Raw genomic sequence first — 21,961 nt, 5'->3', positions numbered from 1 at the left:
CCCGGAAGTACCCATCGACAAGGAGTGGACAGTGCCCGGAATAGTCGTAGTGGGCGGCGGCTTCGCCGGTGTCTGGAGCGCCGCCGGCGCGGTCCGGGCGGCGCGAGCGGCAGGCCGCGATCTACCGGTCACCCTGATCGCCCCCGGGGACGATCTGGTGATCCGCCCGCGGCTGTACCAGGCCGAACCGGACCGGATGCGGGTCTGCCTGGATAGCATCCTGGGCCCCGTGGGAGTACGCCGAATCGCGGGCACGGCGACCACGATCGACACCACCCATCGGACGGTGACCGTTGTCGAACGCGACGGCGTCGTTCGTGAAATCGACTGGGAGCGGCTCGTTCTCGCCACCGGCAGCCGGCTCGTCCGGCCCGAACTCCCTGGGGCCGAACTGCTGCACGACGTGGACACCCTTCCGGCGGCTGCCGCCCTGGACGCGCATCTGCGCCGGCTGGCGGAACTGCCCCCGGGTGCGGGACGGTACACCGCCGTGGTGGTCGGGGCGGGGTTCACCGGCCTCGAAATCGCCACCGAACTGGTCGACCGGCTCCGCGCGGCCGGACCGGCGCCGGACGAGCAGGTCCGGGTGGTACTCGTGGAGCGAGCGGAGACCATCGGTCCCGAACTGGGTCCGGGCCCCCGGCCGCAGATCACCGCGGCCCTGGCCGCGCTGGGGGTGGAGCAGCGACTGGGTACGAGCCTGGTGGCGGTGGAACCGGGCCGGGTCACTCTCACCGACGGTACATCGCCGGCCGCCCATACGGTGGTCTGGACAGCGGGCGTGCGCGCGAGCGCGCTCACCGCCGATATCCCCGCCGCCCGCGATCACCTGGGGCGCCTGGAAGTGGATGCCGATCTCCAGGTCACCGGGGTACCGGGCGTCTACGCGGCGGGCGATACCGCCGCCGCGGCAGCCGGACCCGACCGGACCGTGCTGCAGTGCTGCCAGCACGCCCTGCAGCTCGGGAAGTTCGCCGGCCACAATGCGGCCGCCGGGCTGCTGGGGCACCCCGCGGCACCGTTCACGGCCGCCCCGTACGTCACCTGCCTCGATCTGGGTTCCACCGGCGCGGTGTTCACCAACGGCTGGGACCGGCGGGTGGTCGCCACCGGCGCAATCGCCAAGGCCCGCAAGCGCACGGTGAACGAAGTGTGGATCTATCCGCCCACCGATGATCCGGAGGAACTACTACGCCAGGCCGACTACCGATTCTCGGTGCGGGAGATCCCCGCCCCGGGAACGGTGTGACCTACCCGGTCAGCCGATACGAGCCGGTTCCGGCTCCACCACGACGGCGCGGGCCGGCAGGAACGACCGGGAGTGGCGGACGATACTCGCGGCCCCGGCAAGGGCGACCACGGCCAGGCCCCCGAGCAGCACGGGGTAATCCGCCACCGCACCGAGCAGGCTCAACAGCGACGGCAGGAGGAAGCCGAGATAGGCCAGGGCGTAGTAGACGCCGGTGAGGGCGGCCAGTTCCTCCGGCCGCGCCAAGCGCTGCAGTTCGAGCAGCCCGGAAACCAGTGCCATCCCGTAGGCACATCCCAGAGCCAGGGCGGCGGCCAGCGCCAGCAGGGGCGAACGGACCATCGCGGCCGCCACGCCGACGAGGAGCCCCACCGGCATGACCGACATGGATACCACCACGGCACGCGCGCTGGTGGTGCGGTCGAGCCGTTTGGCGAGAGGCTGCACCAGTACTCCGGCCGTGAGAGCGGCGACGGTGAGCGTGGTCGAGTAGAGCAGGCCCCATTCGCCCACCCGGTCACCGACGAGTTGCGGCATGATCGCGTAGGCCACGGCCGCGGACCCGAAGATCCACGGGGCCATCGGCGCGACCACCCGCAGGAATCGGGGATGCCGCACCGCGGAGAACCGTCCGCCGCGTCCTCCGCCGAGACCTGTCTCCGGCACCCGGTACAGCGCGGGCAGGATCGCGAGCGCGAGGACCGTGTGGACGAGGTAGGGCAGCACCATGGGCGCCGGTCCCCATTGGGCCAGTGCCCCGGCGACACCGGCCCCGAACCCGAAACCCAGGGTCAGCCAGAGCGCGGCACGACGGGCACCGGCCGCCGGACCGCTACCGGTGCGGGCGGCGAGTTCGGTGACCCAGGTGGTGCCGACGGCCATGGCCACCGCCACTCCGAAACCGGAGATCAGCCGTCCGGCGGCGATCCAGCCCACCCCGTACACCCCGGCCGCCAGCAGCGGGCTCGCCACCGATGAGGCGAGGACGCCGGCGAGCACCACCGGTCGCCGCCCGAAACGCGCGGCCAGGCCACCGGCGAGCAGGAGGCCGGGAACCAGGCCGAATACATAGGCGCCGAGCAGGGCGTTCACCACCAACGGCGAGAAACCGATATCCCGGTACATCACCAGCAGTGGCGTGAACTGGTTACCACCCCAGGCGCAGACGAAGATCGCGGCCACCGCCGCGTGCCATGAGCCCTGCCTCATCGCCGGTGCGTTCCGTCCAGATGTGTCCGCAGCGCCGTGGTGAACCCCGCCGAATCGCCGGCTTCGATGATGTCGATCAGTTCGGCGTGCTGCCGCAGGATCACGGGAATATGCTCCGGCGCCGGAGCGAGGGCGGCCACGTTCATCCGGCGCTGCCGGTCGGCCAGGCCGGTGTAGAAACGGATCAGCAGGGCGTTACCGCCCGCTGCCACCAGAGTGCGGTGGAAGAGTTCGTCCGCTTCGGCGAAGGCGTGCAGGTCGGCGCGGTGGGCATGCCCGCGCTGTACGTCGAGCGCGGCCCGCAGTTCCGCGAGCGCCACCGGTACCCGGCCCGGGGTACGCAGCAGGCGCCGCACCGCCGCGCTTTCCACGGCTTCGCGCGCGTCCAGCACGTCTTCCGCCTCCCCCGGCGGAACGGGCACGACGATCGCGCCGCGCTTCGGGACGAGGGTCAGCAGTTCCTCGGCCTGCAGCCGTACGAATGCCTCACGCACCGGGGTGCGGCTCAGGCCCAGGCGACCGGCGATCTCGTTTTCGCTGAAGAGATGACCGCCCGGCAGCTCACCGGAAAGGACGAGTTCCTTGGTGAGCTGGTAGGCCCGGTCGGCGGCGCTGACGGACGCAGATTCATAGGATGATTTCTGCACGGCTCCACTGTATCGGATAGATACAAGCTTGTATCCGAGCTTGTCTGCGAAATCACCCCGGTCGGGCACACGAGCAGCCGATCCGGACACCCCGAGGAGCCGGCCCGAGCCGCCGGTACCGTCGTGCACAGCGCGAGCAGCCGGCGCCGGCATCGATCCAAGAACGGACAACCACATGAACGAGGCCTTCTATCTGCCCGACCCGCAGGACCCGCAGCGGTTCGTCTCCACCGAACTCACCCGCGGGCCGTGGTCGCCGCACGCCCAGCACGCCGGCCCGCCGTCCGCGCTGCTCGGCCATGTGATCGAACGGTGCGAACCGCGCCCGGGTTTCCAGGTCGGCCGAGTGGCCGTCGAGATTCTCGGTCCGGTACCGCTGGCCCCGCTCACCGCACAGGCCCGGCTGGTGCGTCCCGGCCGCAGCGTCGAACTCATCGAAGCCACCCTCTCCACCGAACGCGGGCCGGTGATGCGGGCGAACGCCTGGCGCTTCAAACCGGCCGAACCGGAACTCGAACTACCCGGCCGTTTCCTACCGGCCGGCGTGCGACCGGGCCCCGCGCAGGCCCCCGAACCCGAACCGTTCCCGTCCACCCAGCCGGTGGGATTCCACACCGGTATCGAATACCGCTTCGTCACCGGTTCCTTCGCCGAACCCGGGCCGGCGATCTGCTGGATCCGGCTCGGCTACCCGATCGTCGCGGGTACCACCCCCAGCCCGCTGGAACGCACCCTCGCCGCCGCCGATTCCGGGAGCGGGGTGAGCGCGGTGCTGGACTGGAACAGCTACCTGTTCATCAATACCGATCTGACCGTCACCCTGCACCGGCAACCCGTGGGCGAATGGGTGTGCCTCGACGCCGTCACCCACCCGCAGCCGCACGGGATCGGCCTGGCCGAATCGGCACTCTTCGACGAGAAGGGGCCCCTCGGCCGCAGCACCCAGACCCTCTTCCTGGACCGCCGCTGAGCCATCCGGCCCGGATGACCCACGGTCGTCCGGCCCCGGTGGCGGGGTATGGGAAACGAACCGGACGGGCACCGGGCCGGGAGCACGCTCAGCGGAATGCGGAACGACCCGTTACGGCCTGACCGATGACCAGTTGATGTACTTCCGAAGTGCCCTCGTAGGTGAGCACGGATTCGAGATTCGACGCATGGCGCATCACCGGGTACTCCAGGCTGATGCCGTTGGCGCCCAGCAGCGTCCGGCATTCCCGGGCGATGGCCAGAGCTTCGCGCACATTGTTGAGCTTGCCCACGCTGACCTGCTCCGGCCGCAGCCGGTGCGCATCCTTGAGCGCCCCGAGCCGTAAGGCGAGCAACATGCCTTTGCCCAGTTCCACGGTCATATCCGCGATCTTGAGCTGGGTGGCCTGATAGCCGGCCAGCGGTTTGCCGAAAATATCGCGCTGCCCGGTATAGGCGATGGCGGTTTCCAGACAGTCCCGCGCGGCGCCGAGCGCACCGAACACAATCCCGTAGCGGGCCTCGTTCAGGCAGGACAGCGGGCCGGAGAGGCCGCGCGCCTCCGGCAATATCGCGCTCGCGGGCAGCCGTACGTCGTCGAGCACCAGTTCGCTGGTCACCGAGGCGCGCAGCGACAGTTTGCGTTTGATCTCCGGCGCGGAGAAACCGGCGGTATCCGTCGGCACCACGAAACCGCGGATCTTGTCGTCGGTCTGCGCCCACACCACCGCGACGTCGGCGATCGACCCGTTGGTGATCCACATCTTGGTTCCGTTGAGCACCCAATCGTCACCGTCGCGCCGGGCGTAGGTGCGCATACCGCTGGGATCGGAGCCGAAATCCGGTTCGGTGAGCCCGAAGCAGCCGACGGCCTCACCCGCCGCCATCCGCGGTAGCCACTCCTGTTTCTGCTCCTCCGACCCCCACCGCCAGATGGCGAACATGGCCAGCGAACCCTGCACCGACACCAGGCTGCGCAGCCCGGAATCGGCGGCCTCGAGTTCCATACAGGCCAGGCCGTAGGCCGTGGCGCTGGTACCGGCGCAGCCGTAGCCCTCCAGATGCATTCCGAGCACACCCAGTTCGCCGAGCTCACGAGCCAGTTCCCGGGCCGGGAGGGCGGCGGTGTCGAACCATTCGGCCAGATACGGCCGGAGCCGCTCGGCGGCGAAATCGCGGACGGTATCGCGGATGGCGCGCTCGTCCTCGCCGATCAGTTCCTCGGTTCCGAACAGTTCCAGCGGTGCCTGGGGAGTGACCATGGGTAATTTTTCCTTTCCCTGCTGTTCCCGTATGTCAGACGAACGCGCTGATACCGGTTTCGGCGCGGCCGATGAGAAGTTTCTGGATCTGGCTGGTGCCCTCGTAGAGCGTCATCACGCGGGCGTCGCGGAGGTACTTCTGTACCGGGTATTCGTCGATGTAGCCGTAACCGCCGAATATCTGGATCGCGCTGTTGGCCGCCCGCACCGCGGCCTCACTGGCGTAGTACTTGGCCTTCGAGGCCGCGACCCCGAACGGCTCACCCGCTTCGATGAGATCGGCGGCCCGCCACACCAGCATACGAGCGGCGTCGAGCTCCACCGAGATATCGGCGATCATGTCCTGCACCAGCTGGAATCCGGCCAGCGGGCGGCCGAACTGGCGCCGCTGGGTGGCATAGTCGACCACCGCCTCCAGACACCCCATGATGATGCCGACACAGCCCGCGCCCACCGATACCCGGCCTTTGTCCAAAGAGTGCATGGCGATAGCGAAACCCTCCCCTTCCGCGCCGAGCCGCGCGCTCGCGGGCACCCGCACATCGGTCAGGTAGATCTCCCCGGTGGCCTGTCCGCGCAGGCCCAGCTTGCCCTTGATCTCCCGCCGCTCGAATCCCGGGGTATCGGTGGGCACGAGGAAAGCACTCACCCCCTTGGGGCCGGCCGCGCCGGTCCGGGCGAACACCAGGCAGACTCGGCCCAGGTGGCGTTGGTGATGAACATTTTCTGACCGTTGAGGACGTAGCTGTCACCCTCGCGCACCGCCCGGGTTTCCAGGTTGCCCGCATCCGATCCGGTATTCGGCTCGGTGAGCCCGAAACAGGCCAGGCTCGCGCCGGTGGCGATACGCGGCAACCACTGCTGTTTCTGTTCCTCGGTACCGTGCGAGAGGATCACCTTGCCGACGAGCCCCATCGATACCGAAACAATGCCGCGCACCGCGGAATCGGCACGCCCGAGTTCTTCCATCCCGATGCAGTAGGTGCGATAGTCGCCACCCAGACCGCCGTACTGTTCGGGAATGGTCAGCCCGAAAAAGCCCATCTCGCCGAGCTTTTCGACGATTACGAGGTCGACCGACTCGGCGCGGTCCCATTCCCGCCGGCGAGCCACCACCTCCTTGTCCAGGAAATCGCGCGCGTAGTCACGGAACTGACGTTGTTCGAGGGTCAGGATCGTTTCCATCAGATCTCCTGGGGTCGGGGGCGGGCGACAGCGCTCCCGTCGGGGGCGTAGGTGTACCAGCCGGCACCGGATTTGCGGCCGAGTTCCCCGCGAGCCACGAGGGTGGCGACGCTGCGGCTCGGAGCATCCCGGGGATCGCCGGTTTCGGCGAACCGGGCCTGTTTCGTGTAGTAACCGATATCGATACCGGTGAGGTCCATCAGCTCGAACGGACCCATCGGGTAGCCGAGCGCCGTCCGGCAGGCGGTATCGATGGTCTCCACCGACGCGATATCGGCCTCGAGCAGGGCGATGGCCTCGTCGCGCACCGCGTTCAGGATGCGGTTGGCGATGAACCCGGGAATCTCCCGGTCCAGCACCACCGGCGTTTTGCCCAGGCTTTCGGCCAGCGCGACGGTGGCGGCCACGGTCGCGGGCGCGGTCCGCGGGCCCGGCACCACCTCCACACAGGTCATCACCAGCGCCGGGTTGAAGAAATGCATATTGCAGCAGCGATCGGGCCGGTCGGTGGCCGTGGCCAACTGGGAGGGAACGAATCCCGAGGAGTTGCTGGCGAGGATGGCGTGTGCGGGGGCAGCGCGGTCCAGGCGGGCGAACAGGTCCCGTTTGATCTCGAGTTTCTCCACCACGGCCTCGATGACGTAATCGGCGTCGGCGGCGAGAATTTCGATATCGGTGCCGGTATCCAGCCGCGACCGCGCGGCCGCGGCGTCGGCTTCGGTCAGCCGGCCCTTACGAACCCGGCGGGCCAGCAGGCCGGCGATTTCCGCGCGCGCGGTCTCCAGCCGGGCAGGGTCGATATCGGCCAGTGTCACGCGATAGCCGGCCAGTGCGCACACCAGCGCTATCTGCGATCCCATGGCCCCGGCCCCGACGACCAGGATGCGATTGATCGTGCTCAACCTCGGCTCCTCAGTGCCCGGTGAACCGCGGCGGGCGTTTCTCCAGGAACGCGGCCGCGCCTTCGGTTTTGTCATCGCTGGTGTAGAGCAGCGCTTGGGCCAGCCGCTCCACGACGAGGCCGGTGCGCTGACCGGCGTCCATCCCGGTGCGGATCACCAGCTTCGCCAGCCGCACCGCGAGCGGGCCCCGGGCCAGTACCCGCTGGGCCGTCTCACGCGCGTGGGCCACCGGATCGGGCACCACCGCGGTCACCAGGCCGATCTCTGCGGCTTCTGTGGCCGCGACGGTCCGGCCGGTGAGTATCAGCTCGATCGCGCGACCGGCGCCCACCAGCCGCGCCAGCCGTTGGGTACCACCGGCGCCCGGTAGCACCGCCAGTTGTGTTTCCGGCAACCCGAATACCGCCTTCTCGGCGGCGATCCGGATATCGCACGACATCGCCAGTTCGCAGCCACCGCCCAGGGCGTAGCCGTTCACCGCGGCCAGCGTCGGTTTGTCGAACGCCTCGATATCGTCGTAGAGCCGCTGCATCCGTGCCGCCAGACCCGTGTGCAAGGTGTAATCCCGCAACTGTCCGATATCGGCGCCCGCCGCGAAGGCGCGATCACCGGCCCCGGTGAACACCACCGCGCCCACCGCGTCGTCGTCGGACAACCGCTCCAGCGCCGAACGCAGATCGCGCTGCACCCGCTCGTCGATGGCATTGCGGACCTCGGGCCGGTTCAGCGTCACCGTGGCGACACCGTCCCGGATGTCCACCAGCAGAGTCTCGTAGGTCATGCGACACCTCCGATCTGCTCCCGCAACTGGAACTTCTGGATCTTCCCGCTCGGTGTGCGCGGCAGTTCGTCGAGGATTTCGAGCTGTTCGGGCCAGTACTGTTTGGCCACACCCTTCTCCGCGAGGAACGAACGCATGGCCGCCAGGTCCAGTGGCGCGGCTTCAGGGGCCAAGACGACACAGGCACAGGCACGTTCCTGCAGCCGGGGGTCGGGCACCGCGACCACCGCGACAGCCTCGATATCCGGGTGCTCGTAGAGCACGTTCTCGATATAGGCGACCGGAATGTTCTCCCCACCGCGGATGATCACATCCTTGGTGCGCCCGGCGATACGCAGATAGCCCGCCGCGTCCACGACCGCGAGATCGCCGGTATCGAACCAGTCGCCGTCGAAGGAGTCGCGGGTCAGCTCCGGCCGGTCGGCGTAGCCGACGAACAGGAACGGCCCCCGCACCTGCAGCCGGCCCTCGGCTCCGGGCGGCAGCTGCGCCCCGCCGTCGTCGACGACCCGGATCTGCATACCCGGCCACGGATAGCCGTCGGTATCGATGATCCGGTCGTCCGAGTCGCCGGGAATTCCCAGGGTGACCAGCGCGTTCTCGCTCTGCCCCCACCCACCGAGCACGACCAGGCCGGGCAGTGCGCGGCGTGCCTCACGGACGATGGCCCGCGGTATCGGCGCGCCCATACAGCAGAACCGGGTCAGGGACGACAGATCGTATTCGGTCAGATTCGGCGCCGAGAGCAGATCGTGCAGGAACGGTGTGGCGGCGGAGGTGTAGTTGATACCGTGCCGCGCCACCAGTTCCACGAATCGGCGCGCATCCCAGACGTCCTGCAGGACACAGCTCGCCCCGTTCTGCACCGGTAGCCGGGCGCCGTAGAGGAAACCGGTCAGGTGCGCCAGCGTCGAGGCCATGTGGAAAACGGTGCCGGCGTCGATTCCCAGCCGCTCGGGCAGCGGATTGTTGGCCGCGATCGCCGTGTTGTGGGTGTGCATGACCCCCTTCGGCTCACCGGTGGTGCCCGAGGTGAAGATCAGCAGGGTCACCGCGTTGGGGTCGGGCCGCAGCGCGGCCAGTTCGGCCGGATCGCGGCGCTGCTCCCACGGGGTGGCCGCGAACTCGTCCCAGGAGCCACCGACCACCAGCACATGCTCCAGATCGGGCCATTGCGGCCGGAGTGTGGCTACCATCGCCGGATAGTCGAACCCGCGGAACGTCTCCGGGATCACCAGCACCTTCGACCGGGCCAGTCCGACCATGAACCCGATCTCCCGTTCCCGGTAGATGGGGATCAGTGGGTTGCTGATCGCGCCGATCCGGCTGGCCGCGAAATGCACCACCACCCATTCGATCCAGTTGGGTAACTGGAACGACACCACGTCCCCCGGCCGGACACCGAGCTCGAGCAGGCCGAGCGCGCACCGGTCGACCTCGTGCTTCAGCTCCGCGTAGGTGATCTGCCGCCGGGAGTCGACGAACGCCGTCTTCTCCGGGGTGGCCGCGGCGGCATCGTCGAGATAGTCGGTGATCACCCGATTCACCCAGTATCCCGCGCGCGTGTAGTTGTCGATCTGCTCGTCGTCGAGGATCGCTGTGAAAGACATATCCGGCTCCGGATCAGCTCATGGTGAGGCCGCCGCTGACGCTGACGGTCTGTCCGGTGATGTAGTCGGCTTCCGGGGAGGCCAGGAACGCGACCGCGTTGGCGAGATCGCTGGGCTGGGCGAGGCGGCGGAACGGGATGGCCCGCTTCAATCCTTCGCGCAGTTTGGGATCGTCACCGCCGATCGAGGCGAACAGCGCGGTATCGGCCGGACCGGGGCTGACGACGTTGGCGTTCACCTGGTGGCGCGCCATTTCCCGGGCGATCGCCTTGGTGAAGGCGATGACCCCGCCCTTCGCCGCCGAGTACACGGCCTCCCCGGAAGACCCGACCCGGCCGGCATCGGAGGCGATATTGACCACCGAACCGAACCCCTGCCCGGCCATGATCGGCAGTACGACCTTGGTGGTGTTGAGTACGCCGTAGAGGTTGATCTGGATGACCCGGTCCCAGTCGGCGCGGTCGGAATCCACGAACGGCCCGGCCTTGTCCCAGCCCGCGTTGTTGACCAGGATGTCGATACGGCCGAACCGCTCGAGGATATGGTCGACCGTCTCCCGCACCGAATCCGGATCGGTGACATCGGTGCGCAGGCCGATCGCGCCGTTACCCAGCGCCGCCGCGGTCTCGGTGGCGGTCTGCTCGTTGATATCGGTGACCGCCACGGTGGCGCCCTCGGCGGCGAGTTTCTCCGCGATCCCCCGGCCGATCCCCTGCCCGGCTCCGGTGACGAAAGCGATCTTGTCGTTCAGTTTTCCCATGGTGAGTCCTTTCCGGCGGCGCGGGTCAGGGGGCGTAGGCCCGGCCGAGCAGGTTGCGGGAGATGACGAGTTTGGACACCTGTGCGGTGCCGTCGCCGATTTCCAGGCCGATCACATCGCGTAGGCGCTGCCCGATCGGGCTCTCACTGGAGTAGGCGAGATGACCGAAGGTCAGCAGGCACTGGTGGATCACCTCGGCGGCCAGTTTCGGCGCCCGGTACTTGGCCATGGCCGCCTCGGTGCTGTGTTCGAGACCGTGGTCCTTACGCCACAGCGCCTCGTAGCAGATATGCCGCGTGCCGCGCAGTTCGGTCGCGCATTCGGCCAGCGGGAAGGCCACCCCCTGGAACGTGCCGATGGGGCTGCCGAAGGCTTCGCGTTCCCGCGCCCACTGCAGGGCCTCGTCGAGGGATTGCTGGGCGGCACCCAGGCAGGCCAGCCCGATGATGGCCCGGGAGTAGTCGAAACCCTGCATCACGGAGACGAATCCGTCGCCTTCGTTGCCGACCAGTTCGGCACGGGTTACCGGCAGGCCGTCGAAATGCAGCGATGCGCGGCCGATCGAGCGGCTACCCAGATCGTCGAACCCCGATCGCGAGACATAGCGGTCGTCCAGGTCGACGTAGAACGCGCTCACCCCCCGCGCGCCCGGACCGCCGGTGCGGGCCAGCACGAGTCCGGTATGGGCGGACATGCCCAGGGTGATGGAGGTTTTCTCACCGGTGAGCCGCCAGCCGTCACCGTCGGGTTCGGCTTTCATCTCCAGCCCCGCCGCATCGGTACCGTGCCCGGGTTCGGTGACGCACAGCGCCGGTACGGCCGCGCCCGAGGCGATGGCGGGCAGCCAGCGGGCCTGCTGGCTCTCGTCGGCGTGGCGGGCCAGGATATCGCTGATCAGGGCACTCACGATGATGAGGTAGCCGGCGTTGAAATCACCGCGCCCCACCTCCTCGGCCGCCATTCCGGCCACCACGGCGCTGGCCTCCTGACCACCGTGCCGCTCGGGCACGCGCAATCCGGTGAGCCCCATTCCGGCCATATCGGCAACGAGTTGCGGCCGCAGCCGCGCGGCCTTGTCGTCGGACTGGTAGTGCGGCGCCAGCACCTTGGTGGCGAACCGCCGCAATTCCTGGCGGTAGGCCTCTTCGTCTTCGGAGAACAGGAAGTCCATATCAGTGCCAGTTCACGTGTGAGTTGAAATCGGGGAGCCGCTTCTCGGCGAAGGCCGCGGCACCCTCCAGCCCTTCCGGGGAGGCGGTGAACAGATCCAGCGCCGACATCGCCAGGTTGGACAGACCGGCCTGATGGTCGGTGTCGGCGTTGAACGACTGTTTGCAGAACCGGATGGCGGTGGGGCTCTTCTCGGCCACCTCCGCGGCCCACGCCTTGGCGGTGGGCATCAGTTCCTCCGGCGGCACCACGAGATTCACCAGACCCATCCGCTCGGCCTCGGTGGCGTCGTACTGGCGGCACCAGAACCAGATCTCCCGGGCCTTCTTCTCCCCGACCACACGAGCCAGGTAGGCGGTGCCGAATCCGGCGTCGAACGAGCCGACCTTGGGGCCGGCCTGCCCGAACCGCGCGGTGGCGCTGGCGATGGAGACATCGCAGAGCACGTGCAGCACATGCCCGCCGCCGACCGCGAGCCCGTTCACGGCCGCGATCACCGGTTTGGGGATATCGCGGATGAGTTTGTGCAGGTAGCCGATTTCGAACATCCCGCTCTCGGTCGGACCGTAGTCGCCGGTCTCGGCGCGCTGTTTCACATCGCCGCCGGTGCAGAACGCCTTGTCGCCGGCCCCGGTGAGGATCACCGCCTGCACCTGCCGGTCCGCCCAGGCCGCCCGGAACGCCTTGATCAGTTCTTCCACGGTTTTGCCGCGGAAGGCGTTGTAGCGGTGCGGCCGGTCGATGGTGATGATCGCGGCCGGCCCGTCGACCTCGTAGCGGATGTCTTCGTAGGTGTGCGCGCCCACTGTCGCCTCCTTCGTCGAACGATTCGCCGACCATAGTGACGAATTTTGACCCATGAGTCAATAATCAATCCGTAAGTCAAAGATGTATCGTTGGGTCGACGATCGGAAGGAAGGTATGAGCGCCCAGCGAACGGCCGGCGAACCACGGCCCGCGTCGGCCCGCGTACAACGCAAACGCGGACAACGCCGGCAGGAAATCCTCACCGCCGCCGCCGAACTCTTCGGCGAACGCGGCTACGACGCGGTGAGCCTCGACGATGTAGCCGACCGGCTCGATCTGACAAAAGGCTCGCTCTACTACTACTTTTCGAGCAAAGAGGAGCTGGGCACCGCGGCGATCGAAACACTCGGCGCGGAGTGGACCACCCGCCTCGAGGATCTCCTCGACCGCACCGGCGGCGACCCCGGAACCCGGCTCCGCGCGCTGGTCCACGAACACCTGACCATCGCCGTCCACGACTATCCCGCCGCGCTGCGGCTCTTCCTCATCCCCCGCGAATGGCCGGATACCCAGCGGGAACGGATCAAGGAACTGCGGCAGCGCCACGACACCCTCTTCCGGACCCTCATCGAAGAGGGCATCGACTCCGGTGAGCTGCGGGTGATCAGCGTGAAAACCACTCTCCAGTGCATGCACGCCGCCATGAGCCAGGCCCCGCTGTGGTGCGCCGATCTCCCCGAATCCGAACAACGGGCCGCGGTGGACGAGATCACCGATACATTGATGATGATGGTCCGCTGCCCGGCCACCACCCCGGCGGTCTGATCCGGCCGCCACCGCGATGAGCGATCCGCGGAACGCACCGCCGAGCCTGCGGGTCACTCACGCGACGAAACCGCACCACCCGGCGATCCGCGATCCGCTGGAAAAAAATTTCCGGAGGTATGTCGAGAAGCCGGGCACGGCTCCGTCCCAGGGGTGTAACGGCCACAACGGGCCGTACCGACCGAGGAGACCACCATGGCCAAGTATCTGCTGCTCAAGCACTACCGAGGTGCGCCGGCCGCTGTCAACGACGTACCGATGGACCAGTGGACGCCGGCGGAGATCTCGGCCCATATGCAGTACATGCAGGATTTCGCGGACCGGCTCCAGCGCACCGGCGAGTTCGTCGACGGTCAGGCCCTCGCCCCGGAGGGCACCTTCGTCCGCTACGACGGCGAGGGACGGCCGCCGGTCACCGACGGCCCGTTCCCCGAGACCAAGGATCTGATCGCCGGCTGGATGGTGATCGACGTCGAGACCTACGAGCGAGCGCTCGAACTGGCCGGTGAACTGTCCGCGGCACCGGGCGCGGGCGGGAAGCCGATCCACGAATGGCTCGAGCTGCGCCCGTTCCTGACCGCACCCCCGACCATCACGGAGTGACCTCCGTGGACGAGGCCCTCCTGCGGACCCTCACCCCCACGGTGATCGGCATCCTCGGCCGTCGCGGAGCCGACTTCGCGGCGGCCGAGGATGCCGTCCAGGACGCCCTGATCGAGGCGCTGCGCACCTGGCCGGACGAGCCACCGCGGGACCCGAAGGGCTGGCTGGTCGCCGTCGCCTGGCGTAAGTTCCTCGACGCCGCCCGCGCCGAGACCTCCCGGCGCCGGCGCGAGGTGCTCGTCGACGCCGAACCCGCGCCCGGCCCGAGCGAATCGGCCGACGACACCCTCGCGCTGTACTTCCTGTGCGCCCACCCTTCCCTGACACCGGCCTCGGCGGTCGCGCTGACACTGCGCGCGGTCGGCGGCCTCACCACGAAACAGATCGCGCAGGCCTACCTCGTACCGGAGGCCACCATGGCCCAGCGGATAAGCCGGGCCAAAAGGACCGTCGCCACCGTCCGGTTCGACCGGGCCGGTGAGATGGCCACCGTGCTGCGCGTCCTCTACCTGGTGTTCAACGAGGGCTACTCCGGCGACGTGGACCTCGCCGCCGAGGCGATCCGGCTCACCCGCCGGCTGGCGGCCGCGGTCGAGCACGAGGAGGTGTGGGGCCTGCTCGCACTCATGCTGCTGCACCACGCACGACGCCCGGCCCGGACCCGCCCCGACGGCAGCCTCGTACCACTGGCCGAACAGGACCGCAGCCGCTGGGATACGGGCCTGATCGCCGAGGGGATCGCTATCCTCCGGGCAGCTCTGGCCCGGGACCGGCTGGGCGAATACCAGGCCCAGGCCGCTGTCGCCGCGCTGCACGCCGACGCCCGCACCACCGAGGAGACCGATTGGGTGCAGATCGTCGAGTGGTACGACGAATTGCTCCGCCTCACCGGCAATCCCATCGCCCGGCTCAACCGCGCCGTCGCGGTCGGCGAGGCCGACGAACCGCGGGCAGGCCTCGCCGCCCTGGCGGAACTCGACCCCACCCTGCCCCGCTACACCGCCGCCGCGGCCTACCTCCACGAACGCGACGGCGACCCGGTGACCGCGGCCCGGCTCTATGCCGAAGCCGCCCGGGCGGCGACCACCCTCCCCGAACGCGACCACCTCACCCGGCAGGCCGCCCGGCTCAACGCGGAACTCCGCCGGAACACCGGGTGAGGCGGCCCGGGATCACCCGGCCTGCTGCGCGGCCTCCCGTTCGGCGACCATGGTGAGCGCGATATCCACGATCATGTCCTCCTGGCCGCCCACCAGCCGCCGCCGGCCGGCTTCCATGAGCAGGGTGCGGACATCGATCCCGTAGCGCTCGCCGGCCGCCTCGGCATGCCGCAGGAAGCTCGAGTACACCCCGGCATAACCGAGCGTGAGAGTTTCGCGGTCCACCCGCACCGGCCGGTCCTGCAACGGCCGGACCAGATCGTCGGCCGCGTCCTGGAGAGCGAACACATCGCAACCGTGTTTCCAGCCGAGGACGTCGGCGACGGCCACGAAGGCCTCGATCGGCGTATTGCCCGCGCCCGCGCCGTGACCGGCGAGGGAGGCATCGACCCGGGTGACCCCGTTCTCCACGGCCACCACCGAATTCGCCACCGACAGCGACAGGTTCTCGTGCGCGTGGATACCGAGCTCGGTTCGCGGATCGAGCACATCGCGGTAGGCCAGGATCCGGTCGCGCACACCGTTCATGGTGAGACGGCCGCCCGAATCGGTGACGTAGACACAGTGCGCGCCGTAGCTTTCCATGAGCTTGGCCTGGGCGGCGAGTTCGGCGGGTTCGGCCATATGGCTCATCATCAGGAACCCCGAGACATCCATCCCGATCTCACGCGCGGTCGCGATGTGCTGGGCGGCGACATCGGCCTCGGTGCAATGGGTGGCGACCCGCACCGAACGCACCCCCAGACCCCAGGCCCGCCGCAGATCCTCGGCGGTACCGACTCCGGGCAGCAGCAGGCTGGTCAGCCGTGCGTTCTTCAGGTTCGCGGCGGCGGCCTCGAGCCAGGTCCAGTCGCTGTGCGAACCGGGCCCGTAGTTGACCGAGCCACCGGCGAGCCCGTCACCGTGGGCGACCTCGATGGCGTCGACACCGGCGGCGTCGAGTGCGGCGACGATCTTCCCCACGTTCTCCGGGGTGATCCGGTGCCGGATGGCGTGCATACCGTCGCGCAGGGTCACATCCTGGACGAAAACGGACGGCACGGCGTCGGACGAGTTCATCGTGCGTTCTCCTTGCTGTTCTGCGCGATCCGCTCGGCGACCTGCAGTCCGGCCGAGGTCATGATGTCGAGATTGCCGGCGTAGGCGGGCAGGTAGTGCGCGGCGCCCTCGACCTCGAGGAACACCGACACCCGGTGGGTCGGGAACGCTTCGTTGTCCTTGGCGAGCAAGGTGTGGACGGGCTGGTCCCGGGGAACCGGGTCGATCTGCACTTCCTGCTTGAGCCGGTAGCCGGGGACATAGGCCGCCACATCGTCGACCATTTTCACCACCGAGGCCTTGATCTGGGCGTGGGAATCCTCGTCGGGGGCATTCACCAGGCAGAACACCGTATCGCGCATGATCAGCGGCGGTTCGGCCGGATTCAGGATGATCACCGCCTTACCGCGTTCGGCGCCACCGACCGTTTCGATGGCGTGCGCGGTGGTCTCGGTGAACTCGTCGATATTGGCGCGGGTACCGGGTCCGGCGGATTTCGAGGCGATGGAGGCCACGATCTCGGCGTAGGCCACCGGCACGACCCGCGAGACCGCGGCCACGATCGGGATGGTCGCCTGCCCACCGCAGGTCACCATGTTCACATTCGGCGCGTCGAGGTGTTCCTCGAGGTTCACCGGCGGTACCACAAACGGGCCGATCGCCGCCGGGGTCAGGTCGATCAGGCGTTTGCCCAGCGGCGCCAGCCGCTCGTGATTGCGCTGGTGCGCCTTCGCCGAGGTCGCGTCGAAGACGATCTCGATCTCGTCGAAGTTCGGCAGCGCGATCAGGCCCTCCACCCCTTCGTGGGTGGTGGGCACCTTCAGGCGCGCGGCGCGGGCCAGGCCGTCGGACTCCGGGTCGATACCGACCATGGCGCCCATCTCCAGGAACCGGGAATGGCGCATGACCTTGATCATCAGATCGGTGCCGATATTGCCCGATCCGATGATCGCGACCTTGGTGCGTTGGGTGTTGTCACTCACTGGGATACCTCCGAAGCGGTGGTGAACGAAGCCGTGACCGTCCCGAGGCCGGAGATGGCGGCGGTGACGGTGGCGCCGGGGTGCAGCGGCCGCATGGGACCGAGCGCACCGGAAAGGATCACCTGCCCGGCCCGTAACGGCTCGCCGAAGGTGCGGGCCTGCCGGGCCAGCCAGGACAGGGCGTTGAGCGGGTCACCGAGGCAGGCGGCGCCGTTACCGGTCGATACCTCTTCCCCGTCGATACGCATACTCATGGTGACCTCGACCGGTTCGAAATCGTCGAGACCGCGGCGTTCGGTACCGAGCACGTAGAGCCCGCTGGAGGCATTGTCGGCGACGGTATCGGCGAAAGAGATGTTCCAGTCGGTGATCCGGCTGTCCACGATCTCCAGCGCGGCCATCGCCTCGGCCACGGCCGCGCGGCACTGGGCGATATCGAGCGGTCCCTCGGCGAGGTCCTCGCCCAGGACGAACGCGATCTCGGCCTCGGCCCGCGGCTGCAGCAGCCGGTCGATCGGGATCACGTCTCCGTCGGCGTAGCCCATATCGGAGAACAGGACACCGAAATCGGGCTGGTCCACGCCGAGCTGCTGCTGGACGGCCGCCGAGGTGGCGCCGATCTTGCGACCGACCACCGTGATACCCGGGCCGACCCGCGCGGCATTGAACCGCTCCTGGATCCGGTAGGCGGTGGCGACATCGTCGGGGGCGATCCATTCGCGCAGCGGGGCGCAGGTGCGGCCCGTGGCGGCGGCCGTGGTCAGGCGTTGCGCGGCACGCTCGACGATGGACTCGTCGACACCGGCCGCGCTGTTACCGGTGCTGTCGACAGTGGTGGCCACCACTACCTCCGTTCTCCTCGTATGTGGTGGGTCCAGTTCACACCGGCCGTGAGGGACTGCCCAGTAAAGTGGTCCACTGAATGGACCACCCGAGAAGAAGGCCGATATGCCGGAACGACAGCTCGACCAGCGCTCTGTCCTGGGCCGGGCGCTGCTCGTCCTCGAAGCCTTCGGCGTGGAGGATCAGGCCGTCGGCCTCTCCGAACTGACCCGGCGGACCGGCCTGCCGAAGGCGACCGTGCACCGGATGGCCCGCGATCTGACGGCGGCGCGGCTGCTCAGCTCTTCGCCCGAGGGCTACCGGCTGGGGCGTGGATTGTTCGAGCTGGGGATGCGGGCGGCCACCGAGCGAACGCTGCTCGAGGTGGCGGTCCCCTTCCTGCAGGACCTGTTCACCCGCACCCGCGAAACCGTGCACCTCGGAGTGCGCGACGGAGACGAAGTGGTCTACATCAGCAAGATCGGCGGCCACCGCCAGGCCCGTGCCCCCTCCCGGATCGGTGGCCGGATGCCGCTGTACTGCACGGCGATCGGCAAGGCTCTGCTCGCGCACTCCGGCCCCGCCACGATCGACCGGATCCTCGCCGGCCCCCTCGTCCGGCGCACGCCCCGCACCGTGGTCGCCCCGGGACTGCTACGGGCCCAACTGAAACAGGCCGTGGAACTCGGGGTGACCTACGAGCACGAGGAGTCGACGATCGGTATCGCCTGCGTGGGCGCACCCATCCTCAGCTCCGGTGACGAACCGCTGGCCGCGATCTCGGTCACCGGCCCGGTGACCCGTTTCCGCCCGGAAGCCCACGCCGCCTCGGTACAGGCCGCGGCCGCCGGAGTCGCCTCCATCCTGGCGCGGCGCGCACAGACACCCATCTGACGGCACGGGAACCGATCCGCGTGACAACCGCTCACCCGGCGCGCAGATCGGTAGTCGCCGGTCGTATGCCGAACCAGGGGCCGGACCACCACATGCTCGCACGCACCTCTCGTGTTCGCCGCACACTCGGCGGCTATTCCCGCGCGCCCGGGGGCGCCGGTTCGCGCACCCCGCCGAACTCCAGACAGCACCGGGCGAATTCCCCCACCACCGGATCGGTATCGGCGGCAGGCACCCAAGCGACGCCGACCGTACTCGGCCCGATACCGGTCACCGGGCGATAGGTGATACCGGGTCGCGCGTAGAACCGGGCGCTCGACTCGGGCGCGAGCGCGATCCCGTAACCGTTGACGATCGCATTCAGCCATTCGTCGGGCTGATCGGTGACCGCGCCGATACGCGGTGTCCGGCCCCCGCGTTCGCCGACCGCCAGCCAGTAGTCCCGCCACGCCCCGGTCTTCCCCGACGCGGCGACAAAGGGCTCGTCCAGTAATTCCGCGAAGGCGATCGACGCCCGCTCCGCCAGCGGATGCGATGTGGGCAGCGCGACCCGGCGCGGCTCGCTGAACAGCTCGCGCACCCGCACGGCGTCCTGCCCGGGAAACGGCAGGCGCACAATGGCGATATCGACCTCGCCCGCGGCCAGACCGCAGCTCGGGTCGCTCCAGGCGGCCTGGCGCATATCCACCCGCCAGCCGGGCCGGCGGCGGGAGAACTCGGCGATGATCCGGGGGGTGGCCTCGTTGGCGGCGCTGGCCAGGAATCCCACCCGCAGCACCCGGGCCGCCCGCCGCGTTTCCGCCACCGCGTGATCCCAGTCGGCCAGCAACGCCGGCACCCGCGCGGCCAGTGCCGTCCCCGCCGCGGTGAGCGCCATACCGGTCCGCGATCGGTCGAACAGCCGGACCTCCAGCAGATTCTCCAACCGCCTGATCTGTTTGGTCAGCGCCGGCTGGGAGACATAGAGCCGGACGGCGGCCCGGGTCAGGTTACCCTCGGCCGCAACCGCGGCGAAATAGCGCAGCAGCCGGGTGTCGATATCCATTCCCTCAGGTTATGGACGCAGGTATTGGCGGGTTTTCCGGGGCCGGTGAAGGGTGGTCGTATGCAGACCGCTTATCTCGTCGTCACCCTCGCCACCCTCGTGGCCAATACCGGAATCGCCATCGCGGACTTCGGCCGGGCGGAATTCGTCCTCGCCAATTCCGCCGAGGTCGGGGTACCGCGGAGTTGGGTGCCGTGGCTGGCCACGGCCAAACTGGCCGGGGCACTGGGATTGCTGGCCGGACTGCTCGGCATGCGCCTCGTCGGCTTCACCGCCGCGGTGGGCCTGGTCCTGTTCTTCGCGGGTGCGCTCATCGCGCATCTACGCGCCCGCGTCTACTACAACATCGTTTTCCCCGGCACCTACTTCGCCCTTGCCGTCGCGTCGGCCGCCCTGGCCGCGGATCAGTGGTGGTGAGCCCGGCCGGCGGGCCGCGGTATCGCGGAGCGCAACTGCCGATCGGACCAGGGCGGCGACCGCCCGGGAGCGGCTGTTCGGCGGCCAGGCGAGCACCGTGGTGACTTCCGGTGCGTCGGCAACGGGTACGGCGACGTGTTCGGGCCATTGCCAGGCGCGGCTGGAGGCCGGGATGACGAGCAGTGTTCTGCCGAGGGCCACGAGCTGAGCGAGTTTCGACTGGGTACGCACCTCCGGGCCGGGCCCTTCCGGATAGGACCCGTCGAGCCGGGGCCAGCGAGCGAGCGGCAGGTCCGGGACGTCTGCGACCTCCGCCATCGTGAGCTGCTCGCGTGCGGCCAGGGGATGCGCCGCGGGAAGGATCGCGACCTGACCTTCCACGTAGAGGTCTTCGGTGTCGAACCCCGCCAGGTCGTCGTACGGGCGATGCATGAGCGCCACATCGGCGTGCCCGTCGCGGAGCAGGCCCGCCTGCTCGCCGACCTCGCACAGCAGGATTTCGATCGGCGCCGTCCCGGGTTCGCTCACGTGGGCGTCGAGGAGCCGCCGCAGGAGTTCGTGCGATGCTCCGGCCTTGGTCACCAGCACCAGCGGTCGCTTCGGATCACCGGCACGCCGGGTCCGGCGGGCGGCGGCCGCGACCGCGTCGAGAGCGGTTCCGCCCTCGCGCAGCAGTACTCGGCCGGCTTCGGTGAGTGCCACACCGCGACGGTTCCGGTCGAAGAGCCGGACACCGAGCCGGCGTTCCAACCGGCCGATGGCGCGCGAGAGCGGTGGCTGGGCGATCCCGAGCCGCTCGGCGGCGCGTCCGAAGTGCAATTCCTCGGCTACGGCGACGAAGTAGCGGAGCTCGCGGGTCTCGAGATGGTCCACGCGCTCAGCCTATCGGCTGATACCCGGCGGGTATCACAGGGAACCGATCCGGTATTGGACGATCCGGACGCGGCGCGCCGAGCATGGATCGCGTGAAGACTACGAAGGTCGCGCTGGTCACCGGCGCGAACAAGGGAATCGGTTTCGCCATCGCGCAGGGGCTCGGGGCGATCGGCTGCACGGTCGCGGTGGGGGCCCGCGACGCCTCCAGGTGCGCGGCTGCCGTGGAGCGGCTACGCGCTACCGGAATCGACGCATTCGGGGTCGCTCTCGACGTCACCTCCGAGGACAGTGTCACCGCGGCCGCCGAGGCCATCGAGCGGACGGCGGGGCGGCTCGACGTGCTCGTCAACAACGCGGGCATCGGCGGCCGGACCGATGGCGGCGCACAGGATCCGACCACGCTCGATATCGATATCGCCCGGACCGTCCTCGACACCAACGTTTTCGGGGTCGTCCGGGTGACCAACGCGATGCTTCCGCTGCTGCGCCGCGCCGAGTCGCCGCGCATCGTCAACGTATCCAGCAACATGGGCTCGCTGACGCTGCGAACGGGCCCGATCATGGCCGCGTACGCACCGTCGAAATCCATGCTCAACAGCATTACAGTGCAGTACGCCCGCCGCTTCGCCGAGACGAATATCGTCGTCAACGCCTGCTGCCCCGGATATGTGGCCACCGATTTCACGGGTTTCTCCGGGGAGCGGACACCCGAGGAGGGGGCGGCGATCGCCATCCGGCTCGCCACCCTGCCGGACGACGGACCGCGCGGCGGTTTCTTCGACGATCGTGGACCCGTCCCCTGGTAGT

At 68.9% G+C, this 21,961-nt stretch carries 22 protein-coding genes and 1 pseudogene; 8 read left to right on the top strand and 15 right to left on the bottom strand.

The window, feature by feature from the left end; all coding sequences use genetic code 11:
* The first annotated feature begins 31 nt into the window (after nucleotides 1–31).
* Nucleotides 32–1,249 (top strand): NAD(P)/FAD-dependent oxidoreductase, encoded by a 1,218-nt coding sequence (locus ACYR7D_RS13625; protein WP_459549877.1) that lies wholly within the window; start codon nucleotides 32–34, stop codon nucleotides 1,247–1,249.
* A gap of 9 nt (nucleotides 1,250–1,258) precedes the next feature.
* Here ACYR7D_RS13625 and ACYR7D_RS13620 read toward each other — a convergent pair whose 3' ends face one another.
* Both ACYR7D_RS13620 and ACYR7D_RS13615 read right to left on the bottom strand, forming a co-directional pair.
* A complete protein-coding gene (locus tag ACYR7D_RS13620; RefSeq protein WP_459549876.1) occupies nucleotides 1,259–2,458 on the bottom strand; it encodes an MFS transporter in 1,200 nt (399 codons plus the stop codon).
* Nucleotides 2,455–3,105 (bottom strand): GntR family transcriptional regulator, encoded by a 651-nt coding sequence (locus tag ACYR7D_RS13615; RefSeq protein WP_459549875.1) that lies wholly within the window; start codon nucleotides 3,103–3,105, stop codon nucleotides 2,455–2,457. Before ACYR7D_RS13615 ends, ACYR7D_RS13620 begins: the two co-directional genes overlap by 4 nt.
* 175 nt (nucleotides 3,106–3,280) lie before the next feature.
* Between ACYR7D_RS13615 and ACYR7D_RS13610 the strand changes: the two genes are divergently transcribed.
* The gene (locus tag ACYR7D_RS13610) at nucleotides 3,281–4,075 is read left to right on the top strand and encodes a thioesterase family protein (RefSeq protein ID WP_459549874.1); all 795 of its coding nucleotides are present in this window, start codon (nucleotides 3,281–3,283) and stop codon (nucleotides 4,073–4,075) included.
* A gap of 88 nt (nucleotides 4,076–4,163) precedes the next feature.
* Here the strand turns inward: ACYR7D_RS13610 and ACYR7D_RS13605 are convergent, their stop codons facing one another.
* The 8 genes and pseudogenes from ACYR7D_RS13605 to ACYR7D_RS13570 all read right to left on the bottom strand — a co-directional run bounded on the left by ACYR7D_RS13605 (nucleotide 4,164) and on the right by ACYR7D_RS13570 (nucleotide 12,550).
* A complete protein-coding gene (locus ACYR7D_RS13605) occupies nucleotides 4,164–5,336 on the bottom strand; it encodes an acyl-CoA dehydrogenase family protein (protein ID WP_459549873.1) in 1,173 nt (390 codons plus the stop codon).
* Between the two features lie 34 nt (nucleotides 5,337–5,370).
* A pseudogene (locus ACYR7D_RS13600) lies at nucleotides 5,371–6,521 on the bottom strand (acyl-CoA dehydrogenase family protein).
* On the bottom strand, nucleotides 6,521–7,423 hold the full coding sequence (locus ACYR7D_RS13595; protein ID WP_459549872.1) for a 3-hydroxyacyl-CoA dehydrogenase family protein: 903 nt from the start codon (nucleotides 7,421–7,423) through the stop codon (nucleotides 6,521–6,523). The pseudogene ACYR7D_RS13600 and the gene ACYR7D_RS13595 overlap by 1 nt, the downstream one beginning before the upstream one ends.
* A gap of 10 nt (nucleotides 7,424–7,433) precedes the next feature.
* Nucleotides 7,434–8,204, bottom strand: coding sequence for an enoyl-CoA hydratase/isomerase family protein (locus tag ACYR7D_RS13590; protein WP_459549871.1), 771 nt, complete (start codon nucleotides 8,202–8,204; stop codon nucleotides 7,434–7,436).
* Nucleotides 8,201–9,814 (bottom strand): AMP-binding protein, encoded by a 1,614-nt coding sequence (locus ACYR7D_RS13585; protein WP_459549870.1) that lies wholly within the window; start codon nucleotides 9,812–9,814, stop codon nucleotides 8,201–8,203. The genes ACYR7D_RS13590 and ACYR7D_RS13585 overlap by 4 nt, the downstream gene beginning before the upstream one ends.
* A gap of 13 nt (nucleotides 9,815–9,827) precedes the next feature.
* The gene (locus ACYR7D_RS13580; RefSeq protein ID WP_459549869.1) at nucleotides 9,828–10,574 is read right to left on the bottom strand and encodes an SDR family NAD(P)-dependent oxidoreductase; all 747 of its coding nucleotides are present in this window, start codon (nucleotides 10,572–10,574) and stop codon (nucleotides 9,828–9,830) included.
* A gap of 25 nt (nucleotides 10,575–10,599) precedes the next feature.
* Complete coding sequence (locus ACYR7D_RS13575) at nucleotides 10,600–11,745, bottom strand: acyl-CoA dehydrogenase family protein (protein ID WP_459549868.1); 1,146 nt, start codon at nucleotides 11,743–11,745, stop codon at nucleotides 10,600–10,602.
* Between the two features lies 1 nt (nucleotide 11,746).
* On the bottom strand, nucleotides 11,747–12,550 hold the full coding sequence (locus tag ACYR7D_RS13570; protein WP_459549867.1) for an enoyl-CoA hydratase-related protein: 804 nt from the start codon (nucleotides 12,548–12,550) through the stop codon (nucleotides 11,747–11,749).
* Between the two features lie 115 nt (nucleotides 12,551–12,665).
* Here ACYR7D_RS13570 and ACYR7D_RS13565 point away from each other — a divergent pair, with 115 nt between their 5' ends.
* The 3 genes from ACYR7D_RS13565 to ACYR7D_RS13555 all read left to right on the top strand — a co-directional run bounded on the left by ACYR7D_RS13565 (nucleotide 12,666) and on the right by ACYR7D_RS13555 (nucleotide 15,079).
* Nucleotides 12,666–13,316, top strand: coding sequence for a TetR/AcrR family transcriptional regulator (locus ACYR7D_RS13565; protein WP_459549866.1), 651 nt, complete (start codon nucleotides 12,666–12,668; stop codon nucleotides 13,314–13,316).
* A gap of 195 nt (nucleotides 13,317–13,511) precedes the next feature.
* On the top strand, nucleotides 13,512–13,919 hold the full coding sequence (locus ACYR7D_RS13560) for a YciI family protein (RefSeq protein WP_459549865.1): 408 nt from the start codon (nucleotides 13,512–13,514) through the stop codon (nucleotides 13,917–13,919).
* A 5-nt stretch (nucleotides 13,920–13,924) separates the two neighbouring features.
* A complete protein-coding gene (locus tag ACYR7D_RS13555) occupies nucleotides 13,925–15,079 on the top strand; it encodes an RNA polymerase sigma factor (protein ID WP_459550147.1) in 1,155 nt (384 codons plus the stop codon).
* Between the two features lie 12 nt (nucleotides 15,080–15,091).
* Here ACYR7D_RS13555 and dmpG read toward each other — a convergent pair whose 3' ends face one another.
* The 3 genes from dmpG to ACYR7D_RS13540 are packed head-to-tail and all read right to left on the bottom strand — an operon-like array spanning nucleotide 15,092 to nucleotide 17,942.
* Entirely contained in the window at nucleotides 15,092–16,138 is a 1,047-nt protein-coding gene (dmpG, locus tag ACYR7D_RS13550) for a 4-hydroxy-2-oxovalerate aldolase (RefSeq protein ID WP_459549864.1), read from the bottom strand.
* Nucleotides 16,135–17,100: an acetaldehyde dehydrogenase (acetylating) gene (locus ACYR7D_RS13545; RefSeq protein ID WP_459549863.1), complete on the bottom strand. Its 966-nt coding sequence runs from the start codon at nucleotides 17,098–17,100 to the stop codon at nucleotides 16,135–16,137. Before ACYR7D_RS13545 ends, dmpG begins: the two co-directional genes overlap by 4 nt.
* Complete coding sequence (locus tag ACYR7D_RS13540) at nucleotides 17,097–17,942, bottom strand: 2-keto-4-pentenoate hydratase (RefSeq protein WP_459549862.1); 846 nt, start codon at nucleotides 17,940–17,942, stop codon at nucleotides 17,097–17,099. The genes ACYR7D_RS13545 and ACYR7D_RS13540 overlap by 4 nt, the downstream gene beginning before the upstream one ends.
* Before the next feature lie 106 nt (nucleotides 17,943–18,048).
* Here ACYR7D_RS13540 and ACYR7D_RS13535 point away from each other — a divergent pair, with 106 nt between their 5' ends.
* The gene (locus ACYR7D_RS13535) at nucleotides 18,049–18,816 is read left to right on the top strand and encodes an IclR family transcriptional regulator (RefSeq protein ID WP_459549861.1); all 768 of its coding nucleotides are present in this window, start codon (nucleotides 18,049–18,051) and stop codon (nucleotides 18,814–18,816) included.
* 133 nt (nucleotides 18,817–18,949) lie between these two features.
* Here ACYR7D_RS13535 and ACYR7D_RS13530 read toward each other — a convergent pair whose 3' ends face one another.
* Entirely contained in the window at nucleotides 18,950–19,861 is a 912-nt protein-coding gene (locus tag ACYR7D_RS13530) for a LysR family transcriptional regulator (RefSeq protein ID WP_459549860.1), read from the bottom strand.
* A 60-nt stretch (nucleotides 19,862–19,921) separates the two neighbouring features.
* Here ACYR7D_RS13530 and ACYR7D_RS13525 point away from each other — a divergent pair, with 60 nt between their 5' ends.
* The gene (locus tag ACYR7D_RS13525; protein WP_459549859.1) at nucleotides 19,922–20,278 is read left to right on the top strand and encodes a DoxX family protein; all 357 of its coding nucleotides are present in this window, start codon (nucleotides 19,922–19,924) and stop codon (nucleotides 20,276–20,278) included.
* Here ACYR7D_RS13525 and ACYR7D_RS13520 read toward each other — a convergent pair.
* Nucleotides 20,183–21,151 carry a LysR family transcriptional regulator gene (locus ACYR7D_RS13520; protein WP_459549858.1) on the bottom strand — a complete coding sequence of 323 codons (969 nt, stop codon included), beginning with the start codon at nucleotides 21,149–21,151 and terminating at the stop codon, nucleotides 20,183–20,185. The genes ACYR7D_RS13525 and ACYR7D_RS13520 overlap by 96 nt on opposite strands.
* A gap of 83 nt (nucleotides 21,152–21,234) precedes the next feature.
* Between ACYR7D_RS13520 and ACYR7D_RS13515 the strand changes: the two genes are divergently transcribed.
* Nucleotides 21,235–21,960, top strand: coding sequence for an SDR family oxidoreductase (locus tag ACYR7D_RS13515; RefSeq protein ID WP_459549857.1), 726 nt, complete (start codon nucleotides 21,235–21,237; stop codon nucleotides 21,958–21,960).
* Nucleotide 21,961 lies beyond the last annotated feature (1 nt).

This window comes from Nocardia sp. X0981, from assembly GCF_977089955.1.
Note: the sequence above shows the minus strand (reverse complement) of the source record. Positions and strands in the feature narration are given on the sequence as shown.